This is a genomic window from Lactonifactor longoviformis DSM 17459, from assembly GCF_900129135.1.
GTDB classification, from domain to species: Bacteria; Bacillota; Clostridia; order Lachnospirales; family Lachnospiraceae; genus Lactonifactor; species Lactonifactor longoviformis.
The window spans coordinates 1-14,814 of the sequence record NZ_FQVI01000018.1 but is presented as its reverse complement, the minus strand read 5'-3'; the positions used below and the strand labels follow the sequence as shown (position 1 = coordinate 14,814).

Genomic DNA, 14,814 nt, shown 5'->3' with positions numbered 1-14,814 from the left:
GTCTCCTATACCCCCTATACTGTCAGATCCATTCCCCGGAGTTCATCCTCCAGCCCCTCGCCGTGGAACCTTACCCATAAGCTTTCCTTCAGATACAGCTCCAGCAATAGATTCAGGCGAATCCCAGTACTGTAATTCTCCCCGGGATACTGATCCCTATACAGGCGCTCCAGTTCTATCTCCTCTTCGTAGAGCGGAATCTGAATCAGGGGTTCCAGCATCTCATAGATATCATCTGTATTCTCTATCCTGGCCCGAATCAGCTTCTGTTCTTCCCTGTCAAACCAGCATAGAAAATGCATACAATGTCCGGCCAGAAGTGCCAGTGATACAGAAAGTGCAAGCTCAAGCAGTCCGCTCACATCTCCTCCATTCCGGTACCGCCTGAAATCCAGAAACAGCACTACTGCACAGCCTAAAGGCCTGCTGTACTCTTTTACCATAAGTTCCTCTGACCGCGCACTCAGTTTCCAGTGGATCCTCTGAGGCCTGTCCCCTGCCCTGTATTCTCTTATCTGAAAGATCTCCGAAGGGTCGTCTCCCTTTCTTTCCTTATCATATTCCTCCCCCTCCGCCGGAAACTCCCTGGTGGCTCTGCTGACATTTACAAAGGTTTCATATCCTTTTGGAAGTACGGCAAGCTCCTCTGACCCGGTTATTCGTTTTTTGACAGAAAAAAAGTGCATATAATCATACACCCGGATTCCATCCAGAGTCAAAAGGATTTTTCCGCAGAAATCGCTATTGACGGGGCAGGTCAGCCTTACCCTGCTCTTCCCTCCCACAAGCCCCTCCATTACAAATACTCCCTCTGTACCTAAAAGCAGATTTTTATAACGGATCCGTGCCGCCACTTTTGGAAGTATCCAGCTTGAGGGATTATAAAGCTCTAAAGCCAGCTTTGTGCCCTCTCCTCTTGTGATTACGGAATCCAGAACCGTCATCTTTGCCTTCATCCTGCCCGCAGGGTAGCTGATACATACCAGCATAAAAAAAGGGATCAGAATCTCTGCCAAAAACAGCATAATCAGTTCCCTGCTGTTATACATTAAAGAGAAGAACAGTGTCAGCAGAACCCCAATCAGATAACTAATAATTTTACCCATTCCTAGTAACCTCTCCGCACAGAAGGACGCCTCACCCGATCCAGAATCTGTCCAATAATCTTCTCCTCTGTCACATGGTTGATTCTGGCCTTGGAATTCATACAGATCCGATGTACGGCTATATCAGGGAACACATAGGATACATCCTCCGGTATCACATACTCTCTCTTATGAAGAAACGCATACGCTTTAGCCATTTTAGTAAGCGCAATGGTACCCCGGGGGCTGATTCCCAGTGCAATCAGAGGATCTTCCCTGGTCGCCTGTATCAGCTTTCCGATATATTCATAAACCTCATCGTGAATAAAAATCTTACCCGCCTCCTCCTGTAGATGAAGGAGATCCTCTCTTGAAATTACCGTTTTTACATCCTCAATAGGCGTACCGGAAGTATTGCCTTTTGCAATCTCAATCTCATCCTTCATGCTGGGATATCCCATACTGATGCAGATCATAAACCTGTCGATCTGTGATTCCGGAAGCATCTGGGTTCCGGCACTCCCCACCGGATTCTGGGTGGCTATCACAATAAACGGACGGGGAATCTCCTGCTGCACACCGTCCACGGTAACCTTTCCCTCTTCCATAACCTCCAGAAGCGCAGATTGTGTCTTAGGTGAGGTACGGTTGATCTCATCTGCCAGAAAGAGATTGCACATTACCGCTCCGGGCTGATAAACAAAAGAATTTGTCTCTTTTTTGTAAATGGAAAACCCGGTGATATCCGCCGGAAGCACATCCGGTGTAAACTGCATTCTGTTCTGTTCCAGTCCCATAGCCTTGGAGAATGCAAGGGCAAGGGTTGTCTTCCCCACTCCCGGTATGTCTTCTATTAATACGTGACCTCCCGCCAGAATAGCAGTCATTGTTTTTATAATACAGGCATCTTTGCCCATAACTGCCTTTTTTACCTGGGCAATTACGCTCAATGCTCTTTTTACATCCTCTGTCATCTTATACTCCTCTCCGTTAAGGTGATATACTCATATTATACATTATCTCAAGATATTTAACAGAAATTAGAAGAAAAATTAATTTTCTATGAAATATGAAAATAGTACTTGACCTTTCATGTTCTATTTATTATATTATATATATAACAATAGATTAATTATTATACTGCGGCAACTATCACTAAGTTTTCATAGATTAGAGAGGAGGATAACCATGAAAGTTGAAAAAATTAATGATTCCCAGTTCCTGTGGTCTTTAGACAAAAACGATTTTGTTGAGAATCAGCTGAAGCTCCAGGATTTCCTGTTGGGAACAACAAAGGTTCAGACACTTTTTCAAAGAGCTCTGGAGATGGCAGAAGAGGATTTTCAGTTTCAGGTTGAAGGTTATCTCCTGTATTGTCAGCTGACTGAGATGTCAGAAGAAAAGGTTTCCTTTGCGATAACAAAGAAGAAACAGCTTGCCGAGAATCAGCAGCTTCCGGAAAATATAATTGAACCCGGGCAGGATCTCTTCCTGCTGTACCGATTTGAGAGCTTAGACGATGTCATTCAGGCTTCCAGGATACTCAATGGAAGGGTTCAAGTAGTCAATTCCCTTTATCAGGTAGATAACCAGTACTATATTTTGGCGGAACCTGACACAGACAATGAACAGCAGATGAATACCTGCGGCATTGTGTGGACAGAATTCGCCCCCTTGAAGGCAATCTCCCCGGCACAGAAAGCCTACATGGAAGAGCACCACGCGTGCATTATTGCAGAGCATGCCATAGAGACACTTGCAAATCTGTAACCTTTTATTTCACATAATCGGATCCCTCATTTAACGAAAGGATGCCCCCATATTCCTATGGTGCGGCATCCTTTCACATTATCTTCCGGGAAAAGCCCTTTTATATGCTTCCCTAAAAAACGGATAGCTAATCAAACCGAACAGAATACAAAAAATTCCACCTGCTTTTATAGCCGACGAGGGCAGATCCGACCCAAAGAGAAGCTTACCCGTCCACGGCGCCACATACGCGCAAAGCGCCTCGCCGCAGTAAGTAGCACCAATAAACAGACCCGAAGCAATTCCCACGTACTTCCCTTTTGGTGTCATAGCCACTACAGTTCCCTGGGCTGCGTGGAATGCATTCACTCCCAGATTTAATAAGCTGTAGCCTGCCACAAACCCAATGGTACCGGGAACCAGAGCAACGGTGAGGGTACAGACTCCCATCACAATGCCGGCTGCCACTGTACTTGCACCTTTAAAAGCCTTCAGCCACAAAAACAGAAACATAGTGACCACAAGTCCCACTACCTTATTTACCGTAGTTACATTGCCCACAAGGGCAGAAGTTCCTGTACCCAGTTCATTGATAATGTAGCTTGATGCATTCAGTCCCAGGGACATGTAAAACATGGCAGACAGGAACTTAACAGCAATCAGACCCATAATACATTTTGGCATCCTCTCTTCCTTCGGCAAAGCAGTGCCTTCCGCTGTTTCCCCGTATGCCTCTGCCTTGGACATACTCCCTTTTCCTGAGGGATACCAGATGACAGCGGCAAGCAATACAGGAACCAGCACAAAGGCAGCATTAAATGATTTCGCCCAGTTCCCCCCTGCCGCACTGTAACCGGCTATGGTATTGCACACAATAAATCCCAGATTACTGCATACGCAGGTCCAGCCGCACACCTTATCTCTCAGATCTGCGGGTGCAGTCTCCGCCAGAGCAGCTAAATTTGCGGAAGGAATTACCCCTGACGCAAAGCCAGTCAGCGCAGATCCCGCTATACAGAGAGGCAAACTGCGGATTCCGGTAAACCGTATGAGGAGTCCTCCCACAATTGTCATAATAATAGAACCCACAACTAAAGATTTGCTGCTTATTCTCTGTATAAGGCCGGCAGAAGCAAACCCGCCAATCATAGCAGTAATCCCGGGAAGCGTAACCATTAAATATACCGTTTTTTCCTGTCCCGGAAAATCCTTCAGAATATACCCCAGAGGGGTAAACACTATACAGTAAAAGATAGATGCAAATTCTGAAATAAAAATAGGGGTAAGTTTTTTCCATATACCTAAGTCACCCGTTCTAATAGGAGCGCCTCCTCTTCATCAGCATGCCGGCAGAAGTTTTTTAGTTCTGGGCAGCCAGAACTGCACCAGGGGTCCTGTCAGGAAAACTGCCGCTATGGTTCCCACACCCACGGTTCCCCCCAGAATATACCCCAATGTCACAAAAAACAGGTCACATCCAACCCGGACCCACCGGAACTGCACAGAGGCAATCTTATCCGATAATATAATGGCCACCAGATCATTTGGACCTGTGCCTGCATTACTGTTGATGACCACGGACATTCCCGCGGATAAAATAATACATCCTGCAACCATACTGGCCGCACGGATTCCCATGGGCGCATTTCCATTAATGAAATCCTGAAATACCCACGTGAATAAATCAATAATAGGCCCCCCGCAGAAGGCACACAGGATAGTGCCAGGCTTTATGTACCCTTTGGTTGTCACCGCCATGAGGATCATTAAGATACACAAAACAATTACATGTACCGTTCCCACCGTCAGATGGACATTCCTGGCAAGCCCCTGGATAAAAACAGTGAATGTATCCGTTCCCAGCTCCGACAGAAGAAAGAGTGTCACCCCCAGATGGGCCACTGTAAGGCCAATAAGGAGAATCAGCAATGCCTTGGCCCAGTCCTTTGCCGTTCTTGCTGAAGTGTCGGAGGCAAACTGTTCCTTTTTCCCTTTTTGTACTGCTTCCATAACAGAATATTCCCTTCATCTTATTAAATTATTTGATAGAAATATTATATCCTTCCGTCAGATATTATTCAACTGTGATCCCTGCTTTTTGGGCAGTAAAAGAGATGCCTGCTCCCATCGGAGAACTCTCCGAAAAACAGACATCTCTTCCATACTTTCCTTACTCTAATCCAACCCCATTTACTACTCTGTTTGCCTCTTTATATTTGCCCTCCAGACAGCGGAGTACATTTTCCGCAGGAATCTTATACAGGAGATACTCCGTGGTAGTAGAGTAAAACGCACTGTGAGGGGTAATAATGACATTCTCCCTTCCCGCCAGAGGACACGTATTCATATCCGGTGTCTCGGAAGAGAGTACGTCCAGCCCCGCACCGCTCACCAGTCCGTGATCCAGCGCATACACCAGATCCTCTTCTTTTACCGCACCTCCTCTGGCCACATTCAGGAGTATTGGACTGCGCTTCATCTTCCTGAACTTTTGCAGGTCAAACATCCCCTGATTTTCTCCGGTCAGATTCATATGAATAGTGATTACATCACTTTGTTCCAGAAGCTCATCCATTGTCACAGGCTCTGCTCCCATCTCCCGGACGGCCTCATCAGGTATATAGGGATCGTAGGCCAGTATCTCCATGCCAAAGCTTTGTGCTCTTTTTGCAACAGCTCTTCCAATCTTCCCGTATCCTGCAATTCCCAGCTTAAGCCCTTCAATGCGTTTTACACCAGGCTTTGCGTTGTAGATCCATTGTTTGTCCGTCTGAACGCTTCTCTCGTACGTTTTCAGGCCCTTCAGCAGTGCCAGCATCAGCATAATGGCGTGATCCGCAACTTCCTGTGTACAGTACTCGCCTATGGCGCAGACTGCAATCTTCTTCTCCCTGGCGTATTCCCAGTCCACATAGTTCCATCCCGTCGCCTGAACAGAGATAACCTTACAGTTCTCCAGTCCGTCGATAATTCTTTTGTTAATGCCTACATATCCCACCAGGATGGCATCCGCATCCCTGCACTGTTCAATAAAGGCATCCTCTGTCTCCGGAGTATACACAGCCAGCTCCAGCACTGCATCCTCAGGAAATACTTCCCTCTCTATACTGAGATCCCGATCCGCGGATTCCGGATATTCTGCAATTATAATTTTCATAGACTTCCTTCCTTTCCATCACTTGTTACGATAAAAAATGTTGAATTTTCTCCCTCTCCTCTGCCTTCTGGCCTCTCAGCACAGATATGGAAAAAAACAAAACGGCTGATACTCCCAGACCCGGCCATAAAGCATCTATATGAAAAATGGATCCCCATCCCAGAGACCGTCCAATGTACCATACGATTACGGTTAGCAGAGAGAAGGTCATACTGTAAAAGGCTGCGCTGATACTTCCCCGTTTCCAGAAGAAACCAAAAAATGTAGGAATAAAAAGTCCCGCCGATAAAAAAGTAAACGTAATCAGCAGTATATCCATAATATCAGGATTCAGCCATGCAAATAACAGACTGATACATCCTATAATAAGAGAACTGATGGTTCCCAGACGTACAATTCTCTTATCGGAAGCCTTCGGGTTAATGTATCTTTGGTAGATATCCCTGGTCACATTTGCCGATGCTGTTAATATTGCGATATCCGCAGAGGACATAATAGCGGCAAAGATCCCTGTTATCACCAGCCCTTTGATTCCGCTGGGGAATGTCATCAATATTAATTGTATCAGAGAGTTACTTCCTGCGGGAAGATCCGGTATTAAAACTTTCGCTGCCAGACCTTCATACGTAGCACAAAGTGCAATGGGCAGGATACACAGAGCAGCGATAAAGCCGCCTTTTCTTGCTGTATTGGCATCCTTGGCCGCCATACATCTGGTATAGCTGTCCATGGTAGTAAAAAAGGAAAGCAGCGTAGAGAGGGCAAATGCTATAATGGTAGGCCACCCCCAGGCTCCTACATCGAAATAGCTGTCCGGCAGCGCCCGTATCTCCCCTGCTCCGCCGATTGCGTTGGCAGCAAAGGGCACTGCTAAGATAACCCCAAACATTAAGAGCCCTACCTGAACCCAGTCCGTATAGGTTACCGCAAGATATCCTCCCAATGCAGTGTATAAGATCAGAACTACAGCCGCCACGGTAAAAGAAATTCCATTTCCCCACCCTGTAATCGTATTCAGGATCACTCCGCTGGCCACAAGCTGCGACGCTGTTACCCCAATCATCCCAATCAGAGTACAGATGGTAGATACGAATCTGCACCTGTGATCGTACCTGCTCTCTATAAAGTCCGGGTAGGTCAGATTTTCAAGATGATCCCCTATTTGCTTTACTTTTTTTGAAAAGACCAGGGAAAACAGTCCACAGCCCACAGCCAGTATCCCCACATACCATATGGCAGTAATCCCCATATCGTAAGCCTTTGTAGAGGTTCCTATTACCGAGGCACCCCCTATCCAGCAGGAGATCCAGAGACAGGCAATGGAAAATGTTCCCAGCTTTCTGCCTGCCACATAATATGTCTCCATGCTGCTTTGCTTCCGTGACGTGTAAATCCCAATACCCAGCATCATTGCCATATAAATTACTACAAAACAGATATCAATCCCCTTCAAAGGCCAGCACCTCCATCCGCAGGAAGCTTTACTCTTCCAGCACTACTAATGCATCTGCCACACCAACTCCGGCACCTTCCCCGTATACAAACAGAGGATTTATATCCAGCTCACAGAGTCTGTCTTTGTTCTTCCGGGCAAATTCTGATATGGCAACCATCATTTCCACTACGGCATCTATATCTCTGGGCGGTGTGCCTCTGTAACCGGTCAGCATTTTATACGATTTCAGGGACTTCAGCATCTCATATGCTTCGTTTTTATTCAGAGGAATGGGGTACAGAGAGCTGTCACCGAACACTTCCACGAATACGCCTCCCAAGCCGGCCAGCAGCATGGGTCCGAATTGTGCGTCTCTTTTTACCCCAAGAATCAGTTCGGTCCCCTGGGGCATCATGTTCTGCATCAGGATCCCGTTAATCTTAGCTTCCGGCATTCTGCTCTTTACATTTGTCAGAATCGTATCAAACGCCTTCCCTATCTCGTCTTCGCTCTTAATATTCAGGATCACGCCTCCGACATCTGATTTATGGAGAATATCGTCAGATTCTATCTTCATCACCACCGGATAGGTAAGGTACTTTGCCTTCTCAAGGGCATCCTCCCTGCTTGTAACAATTACTCCAAGATCCAGAGATATTCCATTCTCCATAAGCATCTGTTTACTTTTTACCTCACTCAATGCCCGCCTCTTTCCCGCAGGTGCTTTTTTTGGAACTGCCAGAGAAAGCTCCCGTTTGCTGCTGTCATACCTTATATAGCTAGAAAGATGACTCAGAGCGGAAAAAGCATACTTCGGGCTGGGAAGAATGGGGACTCCAATCTCCCTGAATTTCTCTGCCACATCCCGGTTGCGTGTTCCCTCAATAAAGGGCAGTATGGCAATGGGTTTTTTATATCCCTGATCCACAACCTTCTTAACTCCATGATAAATATTATATATAGTAGGATCTGCCACTACCAACTGTATGGTGATTCCTATGAGGACCATCTCAATATTGGGATCATCCATCACTACCTTCAGCCCCTCTGCATATAGGTCACTGTCATAACAGAGAGCTGCCGTCATATCCAGAGGATTACCCGGCGTGCAGAAGGAGGGAAGCATAGATTTTAACTTTTTCAGGGTACTTTCCTCAAAATCCGGATAGTTAATTCCAAACGTGCTGCCCATATCCGCACAGATTGCGGTTTCCCCTCCGGATATATTCATGGACGCAAATGCCGCCTTTTCCGGAAGATTTTTTAAAGTGGATAACAGCAGCGCCGTTGACATCATCTCCTGCATATCGTCCGCCCTGATAACGCCAAACTTATCAAATACTGCATCATAGGCCCTGTCGGATCCTGCAAGGGCCCCTGTATGAGATGCCGCTATCTTGCCGCCCTTTTCGCTTTTTCCGCCCTTCTGAATAATGACAGGCTTTTTCTTTTCCGCAGCCTTACGCAGACAGGAAGCAAAATGTTCCGCATCCTGGACGCCTTCCATATAGACTGCAATGACCTTTGTATGTTCGTCCTCAACCAAAAAATCCAGATAGTCTTCCAAGGTTACAATCTTTCCATTCCCGATAGAAATTGCATAAGAAAATCTCATCTCACTGCTGTCCATAAGGTTAATGCAAAACTGTCCGCTCTGTGAAATAAACCCAATGCTTCCTTTTCTGTCTCTCTTTTCCACAGGAAATGCAAATGAAATTACGTCATCCACATAATTGTTGAATCCTCCACAATTTGGACCCAAAACCGCAATGTCCAATTCCTTCGCCAGAGACTTCAGCTCTTCTTCCGCCGCCTTCCCTTTTTCATCTCCGGTTTCACTATAGCCGCTGGCAAAGACAACCGCTCCCCCGCAGCCCTTTGTTTTTGCCTCCCTCAGCAGGCCGCATACTGTGGCCTGTGAAGTGCAGATAATAACCAGCTCTACCTCGTCGTCAATCTCCGAAAGACTTTTATAGCACTTTCTCCCCAGCACCGTCTCTCTGCCCGGGTTTACAAAATATACTCTGCTCAAATCTTTCCTATACTCCAGGATATTTCTGCAGGTATCTCCCCCGAACCCCGGTTTTTCACTGGCGCCCACTACCGCAAGTGACCTGGCTTTCAGCAGCTTATTCAAATCCATCTCGACACCTACTTTCTATGAAACTGCCTTGAATCCTTCATCAAAGCACAGAGCATTCTTAGGATTCACTTTGCCTTTTTTAGCAAAATATTCATCTATTGAACGTTTCATAAATTCTTCCTCAAACAGCCCCGTAGCCTTGCAAAGTGCGCCAAGCATTACAATATTGGTTCCCTTTGGGTTATCCAGCCTGGCAGCGATCTCCGTAGCCGGGACTTTTACAACCCTGATGTCATCTCTGAACACTCTGTCCTCTGCCAGAAGAGAACTATTGGCCATCAAAACTGCCCCCGGCTTCATAGTCGGTTCAAACTTATTAATTGCCACATCATTCATAGATACAAGAATATCCAAATGTTTTGCATATGGGCTGGCAATCTCTTCCTCACTTATTTTCACATTGCAGTTGGCTGTTCCTCCCCGCATCTCCGAGCCATAAGAAGGATACCAGGTAAAATATTTTCCCTCCTGCATACCGCAGTAGGCCAGAATCATCCCGGTGATCAGTACACCCTGACCGCCGAATCCCGCACAAATAATTTCTGTCATTTTTCTTCTCCTTTCTTATCTACGAATTCTCCCAGCTTATAATAGGAAAGCGTCTTCTCACGAATATGCTTCAGGCTGTCTACCGGTGACAGCCCCCAGTTTGTGGGACATGGGGCAAGAATTTCAACCAGACAGAATCCCTCATTGTTCATCTGTTTTTCAAATGCCTTCTTTATGTATTTTTTGGCCTTATTGACCGATGCCGGGCAGTCCAGGGACGCCCTCGCCAAATACGCAATGTCAAACTCTCCCAGTGCTTTTACAACATCAAAAGGTTCCCCCTGCTTTTTTGGATCTCTTCCCTTCGGGGAAGATGTTGTCTTCTGTCCAATCAGGGTAGTAGGCGCCATCTGACCGCCTGTCATTCCAAATACTCCGTTATTCATAACTATTACAACGACATTGTCATTTCTCAATGCGGCGTGCATCGTCTCAGCCATACCTATGGCATATGCTGCCCCATCCCCGATATAAGCCACTGAAAGTTTATCCTTGCGGACTTTTTTCACTCCGATTGCCACAACAACGGGTCTGCCGTGTGCAGCCATAACGGTATCAAATCGCCAGGTATCCATATTCAGCGCTCCGCACGCCACATCCACGGTGGGAATAAAATCCTGCTGCAGTCCCATCTCATCTATAATTTCCCCTATCAGCCTGGCTGCGATCCCATGACCGCATCCGGGACAGAATGAGGTTGGTCTAAAGGTAACTGTTTCCGGTGCTTTTAATTTCACTGACATAACCCCCTATCTCTCTGCCATTGTCTTTGCGATTTCAATGATTCGTTCACTCTCAGGCACATCAAAGAAAGTACCATAGAATTCTATTGGATATTTTGCGTCTGTGGCCAGCTTAATGTCATCCACCATCTGGCCCAGAATATTCATCTCCACACTGATAAATCCTTTAAAGTGATCAGATAAATTCCGGAATGCCTGAACCGGATAGGGCCATAAAGTGATGGGACGGATAAGACCCAGCTTTAACCCCTGTTTTCTTCCGTTGCGGACTGCTTCCTTTGCAACTCTGGAGGAGATTCCGTAGGCTACCAGGATAATCTCCGCGTCTTCTGTCTGCATGCTCTCCCAGCGCTGTTCATTCTCCTCAATTGTCCTGTATTTTTCTCTCAGATATTCCTCGTAATCCGGATGTCCATAGAAGCAGACATTAGATATAATTCTCTGGGTATCCCCGGGTTTGCACCCTTTCACGGTCCAGTCAAACTTATCAATGTTGTGTTCCTTCATCTCCGGAAAGGTCACTGCCTCCATCATCTGGCCAATGGCCGCATCGGATCCAATAATAACCGGATGCAGATACTTTTCCGCCAGGTCAAAGGCTTCATAAATCAGGTCCGCACTCTCCTGCACGCTGTTGGGCGCAAGAACTATAGTTCTGTAGTCTCCGTTTCCTCCGCCTCTGGTCAGCTGCCAGTAATCTCCCTGCCCCTGTGCAATATCACCCAGTCCGTTTCCTATCCTCATAACATCGATTAGGACAGCCGGCAAATCCGCAGCGCACAAATAGGAGATCCCCTCCTGCTTCAGCGCAAATCCCGGACCGGCTGAGCTGGTAAGTACTCTGGCTCCGGCTGCCGTTGCCCCGTAGAGCATATTGATTCCTGCCAGTTCTGATTCTGTCTGCACAAATTCACCGCCGACCTCTTCCATTCTCCAGGACAGATATTCCAGGATCTCTGTCTGGGGAGTTATGGGATATCCGCTGTAAAATCTGCAGCCCGCTCTAAGCGCGGCTTCTGCCAATGCTTCGTTTCCTTTCATCATGACTTTTTCTGCTGCCATTTTTTCCCCTCCTTATTCCAAAATCTCAAACACACAGTCCGGACACATACGGTAGCACATTCCGCATTGAATACATTTCTCCTCGTCTGCGACTACGATACTGTAGCCCTTTTTGTTCAGCTGTCCCGGCTGTGACAAGGCTTTCTGTTTGCAGGCATCTACGCAGTACCCGCATCCTTTGCAGCGTTCAATGTTCAGTTTCAGTTTTTGCATAATATCCTCCCTTTCCGGTAAACTCTATAGATTAATTTGCTGAGATTCTTTTTGCAGCAGTCCTCTTATTGGCAAATATCAGTGATAATGCGGCAATGACTCCCACTACACACAATCCGATCAAAAAGTAAAAGATGTACTGGTATCCCGTGTTCCCGTATTTATCCAGCCAGCTGCCAAGCAGCGGAGGCAGGAATGTATCGGGTATATTAAATCCGATGATAGAAGCAACGGAAATGGCCGTACCTGATATCTCCGGAGGGATCTCTGCCTCTGCAATGGTTGCCCACATCGTTCCCCTTGCCATAAAACAAACGGTTGCAAGTATGAGGGATAATACGGTAAGTATGGTGATCAGTTCACTTCCCCCCGACGCGTTCGCTATGTAGATCACCACTGCTGCCATAATAATGTAGCAGCCGATTGCCAGCTTCGACGGAGAGTGCAGCTTATCGGCTATCACACCCCCTACAGGACCTCCCAGAATCTTCAGCCCGTAGCTTCTGAAGATTGCAAGTACGCCGCTGAAGGTAACTGCGGCACCTAAAACATTGGTGAAGTAAGGAGTTAAAAAGGACTGGCTGCTGAAGAATCCGTAACTGCAGAAGACAATGATACAGCTCAGATAAAGCTTCGGCAGTTTAAAGACAGCGAATGTTTCTTTAATGCTTACTGTCTTTCGCTTCTCCCCTCTTTCATCCGTAGATGTCATGTTCTCGTCGTAGAGCCACCATACCAGCAGTCCGCCGATGATGCACATCACACCCATACTTGCCACTGCCCCTTTCAGGGCTGCTGTAGAATTATCAAATCTGGAAAATACATATAAAGCCACAAAATTTCCGATTGTTGCCGAAAGGCCGCAGACCCCTTCCCAGAATCCGTAGGCTCTTCCCTGCTCATCCTCCGGTGATATCAGACGCACCGCCTTTAATATAGCAGCCCAGAAAGCAGTAACCCCTGCTATGGCAGATACAATCCAAGTAATCATGGCACACGCATAGTTTCTCATGGTAAACATAAAGAAAATACAGATAATTCCGTTCAAAAATGCGCTTCCTACAATGATCCCTTTTGTCTTAAACCGATCGGCAATCCACCCTCCCGGAAGCAGCCCTGCCGTGCTGACTATGGTGTAAACAGTTAAAAGAAGTCCCAGCTTTGTATTGCTCACACCCATTCCATCAATCATGGCATCATAGAATACATACTTGATATAAGGCAGGTTAAACATAGTGCCATATACCAACCCCAACGCAGTAATTGCAATGTAACGTTTTGCTCTGCTATTCATCCCATAACTCCTTTCTTTTTCACCGCATGGTTCCGCCGTTTATTTGCATGCCAAATTACAATTGATGCTTTTGTATATATTTATTGCTTTCTCCCTTTCTTTATTGTTAATATTATGTTATTGTAATATTGTCATACAAATTTATTATGGTTATAAACTACCACAGAAACTATTGCATGTCAATATTTATTGTGCATTTTTCATCGTTAACTTTTTAACTCCTTTAGCACTAATGCTTTATTAATTCTGTATAATATGGTAAAATTATAACAATTATACAAAATACGACACACTATCTTTTACTTTTTACCAGTTATCATGTAAGAGATGCACAAATTGGAGGATGTCATGTTCAATCACATTGGAAATAAAAAGAATTATGAATACATTGTAGAACAGATTAAGGATATGATTATAAACGGTGAGCTTACCGTGGGAGAACGGCTGCCCACAGAAAAAGAACTCTCCGAAAAATTTGGTGTAAGCCGCACCTCTGTGCGGGAGGCGCTAAAAGCCCTGGAGGTGATCGGCATCTGTGAAAGCCGGCAGGGGGGAGGCAATTTTATTGTAAATAAGGTACAGGAACGGACGACCAATAACCTTTCACTCCTGTACACACTTAATAATGGAAAAATCGAAGATTTGATACAGTTAAGAAGGTGCATTGAGTCTGAATCCATCAGAAATATAATTGAACAGGGGAATGACGATATTATCCGTGAGCTTGGAGAAATTATAGAGCATTACAATTCCAGTGCCACCTCAAAAGAACGGACCGGCTGGGATCGGCAGTTTCATTCCAAAATCATAGAGGCTTCCGGAAACAGCATGTTTGTGTTTCTTTTAAACGCCCTGTCTAAACTCTACTACCAGAATATATCTCTTGTATCTAAGATTATAGAGGATGCTTATCCTAAGGATCTGCTGCAGCAGGAACATAACGAATTGTATGAGGCAATAAAAACCAGGGATCTGGAACTGGCCCGGAAAGCCATCAATGAACATTTTGCATTCACAGACGATGATCGGGCGGCTCTGAAAGTACTGCAGTCCATTGCCAAGGATCCCCTGTAGAATCGAGTAGGAGGGAGTGATTAACTCCCGTCCTCTCACACCACCGTGCGTACCGTTCGGTACACGGCGGTTTCAATAGTTGACGTGCACAGACTGATAGGCAGTGGCTAAATCATAGAAGCCACTGTTTATCAATCTTTCTTTTGTTAATGCTCTGTTGACCGCTCCCATTCCCGATACATACCAGTATTTCCTGCGGCTGTTTGCCGCCTGATGTGCAAAATATTCGGGTATTCCGTGTTTCATAAGGTTTCTTTTCCTTGTTTTGGGTAACTTCCACTGTTTCCATATGCACATACGAATACGGTGA

General features: G+C 45.9%; 15 protein-coding genes. 2 read left to right on the top strand and 13 right to left on the bottom strand.

What is annotated here, in order from left to right; translation table 11 throughout:
* Nucleotides 1–14: 14 nt before the first annotated feature.
* Both BUA56_RS15045 and BUA56_RS15040 read right to left on the bottom strand, forming a co-directional pair.
* Nucleotides 15–1,106: a DUF58 domain-containing protein gene (locus BUA56_RS15045; protein WP_072853202.1), complete on the bottom strand. Its 1,092-nt coding sequence runs from the start codon at nt 1,104–1,106 to the stop codon at nt 15–17.
* Between the two features lie 2 nt (nt 1,107–1,108).
* Nucleotides 1,109–2,059: an AAA family ATPase gene (locus tag BUA56_RS15040; protein WP_072853200.1), complete on the bottom strand. Its 951-nt coding sequence runs from the start codon at nt 2,057–2,059 to the stop codon at nt 1,109–1,111.
* A 214-nt stretch (nt 2,060–2,273) separates the two neighbouring features.
* On the opposite strand from BUA56_RS15040, the gene BUA56_RS15035 reads away from it, so the two are divergent.
* The gene (locus BUA56_RS15035) at nt 2,274–2,855 is read left to right on the top strand and encodes an adaptor protein MecA (RefSeq protein WP_072853198.1); all 582 of its coding nucleotides are present in this window, start codon (nt 2,274–2,276) and stop codon (nt 2,853–2,855) included.
* Nucleotides 2,856–2,933: 78 nt separating this feature from the next.
* Here BUA56_RS15035 and BUA56_RS15030 read toward each other — a convergent pair whose 3' ends face one another.
* The 10 genes from BUA56_RS15030 to BUA56_RS14985 all read right to left on the bottom strand — a co-directional run bounded on the left by BUA56_RS15030 (nt 2,934) and on the right by BUA56_RS14985 (nt 13,430).
* The gene (locus tag BUA56_RS15030; protein WP_341443491.1) at nt 2,934–4,088 is read right to left on the bottom strand and encodes an MFS transporter; all 1,155 of its coding nucleotides are present in this window, start codon (nt 4,086–4,088) and stop codon (nt 2,934–2,936) included.
* Between the two features lie 84 nt (nt 4,089–4,172).
* The gene (locus tag BUA56_RS15025) at nt 4,173–4,844 is read right to left on the bottom strand and encodes a YczE/YyaS/YitT family protein (protein ID WP_072853194.1); all 672 of its coding nucleotides are present in this window, start codon (nt 4,842–4,844) and stop codon (nt 4,173–4,175) included.
* Between the two features lie 160 nt (nt 4,845–5,004).
* Complete coding sequence (locus BUA56_RS15020) at nt 5,005–5,991, bottom strand: C-terminal binding protein (RefSeq protein ID WP_072853192.1); 987 nt, start codon at nt 5,989–5,991, stop codon at nt 5,005–5,007.
* A gap of 25 nt (nt 5,992–6,016) precedes the next feature.
* Complete coding sequence (locus BUA56_RS15015) at nt 6,017–7,444, bottom strand: sodium:solute symporter family protein (protein ID WP_072853190.1); 1,428 nt, start codon at nt 7,442–7,444, stop codon at nt 6,017–6,019.
* Between the two features lie 28 nt (nt 7,445–7,472).
* Nucleotides 7,473–9,569 carry an acetate--CoA ligase family protein gene (locus BUA56_RS15010; protein ID WP_072853188.1) on the bottom strand — a complete coding sequence of 699 codons (2,097 nt, stop codon included), beginning with the start codon at nt 9,567–9,569 and terminating at the stop codon, nt 7,473–7,475.
* Nucleotides 9,570–9,584: 15 nt separating this feature from the next.
* Nucleotides 9,585–10,118: a 2-oxoacid:acceptor oxidoreductase family protein gene (locus BUA56_RS15005; protein WP_072853186.1), complete on the bottom strand. Its 534-nt coding sequence runs from the start codon at nt 10,116–10,118 to the stop codon at nt 9,585–9,587.
* Nucleotides 10,115–10,855 (bottom strand): thiamine pyrophosphate-dependent enzyme, encoded by a 741-nt coding sequence (locus BUA56_RS15000; RefSeq protein WP_072853184.1) that lies wholly within the window; start codon nt 10,853–10,855, stop codon nt 10,115–10,117. The genes BUA56_RS15005 and BUA56_RS15000 overlap by 4 nt, the downstream gene beginning before the upstream one ends.
* Nucleotides 10,856–10,867: 12 nt before the next feature.
* Nucleotides 10,868–11,923: a 3-methyl-2-oxobutanoate dehydrogenase subunit VorB gene (gene vorB, locus BUA56_RS14995; RefSeq protein WP_072853182.1), complete on the bottom strand. Its 1,056-nt coding sequence runs from the start codon at nt 11,921–11,923 to the stop codon at nt 10,868–10,870.
* Between the two features lie 12 nt (nt 11,924–11,935).
* Nucleotides 11,936–12,136 carry a 4Fe-4S binding protein gene (locus tag BUA56_RS14990; RefSeq protein WP_072853180.1) on the bottom strand — a complete coding sequence of 67 codons (201 nt, stop codon included), beginning with the start codon at nt 12,134–12,136 and terminating at the stop codon, nt 11,936–11,938.
* Nucleotides 12,137–12,167: 31 nt separating this feature from the next.
* Complete coding sequence (locus BUA56_RS14985) at nt 12,168–13,430, bottom strand: MFS transporter (RefSeq protein ID WP_072853178.1); 1,263 nt, start codon at nt 13,428–13,430, stop codon at nt 12,168–12,170.
* Nucleotides 13,431–13,778: 348 nt separating this feature from the next.
* Between BUA56_RS14985 and BUA56_RS14980 the strand changes: the two genes are divergently transcribed.
* Complete coding sequence (locus BUA56_RS14980) at nt 13,779–14,504, top strand: FadR/GntR family transcriptional regulator (protein ID WP_072853176.1); 726 nt, start codon at nt 13,779–13,781, stop codon at nt 14,502–14,504.
* 72 nt (nt 14,505–14,576) lie between these two features.
* Here BUA56_RS14980 and BUA56_RS14975 read toward each other — a convergent pair whose 3' ends face one another.
* On the bottom strand, nt 14,577–14,750 hold the full coding sequence (locus BUA56_RS14975; RefSeq protein WP_341443427.1) for a hypothetical protein: 174 nt from the start codon (nt 14,748–14,750) through the stop codon (nt 14,577–14,579).
* Nucleotides 14,751–14,814: the final 64 nt, after the last annotated feature.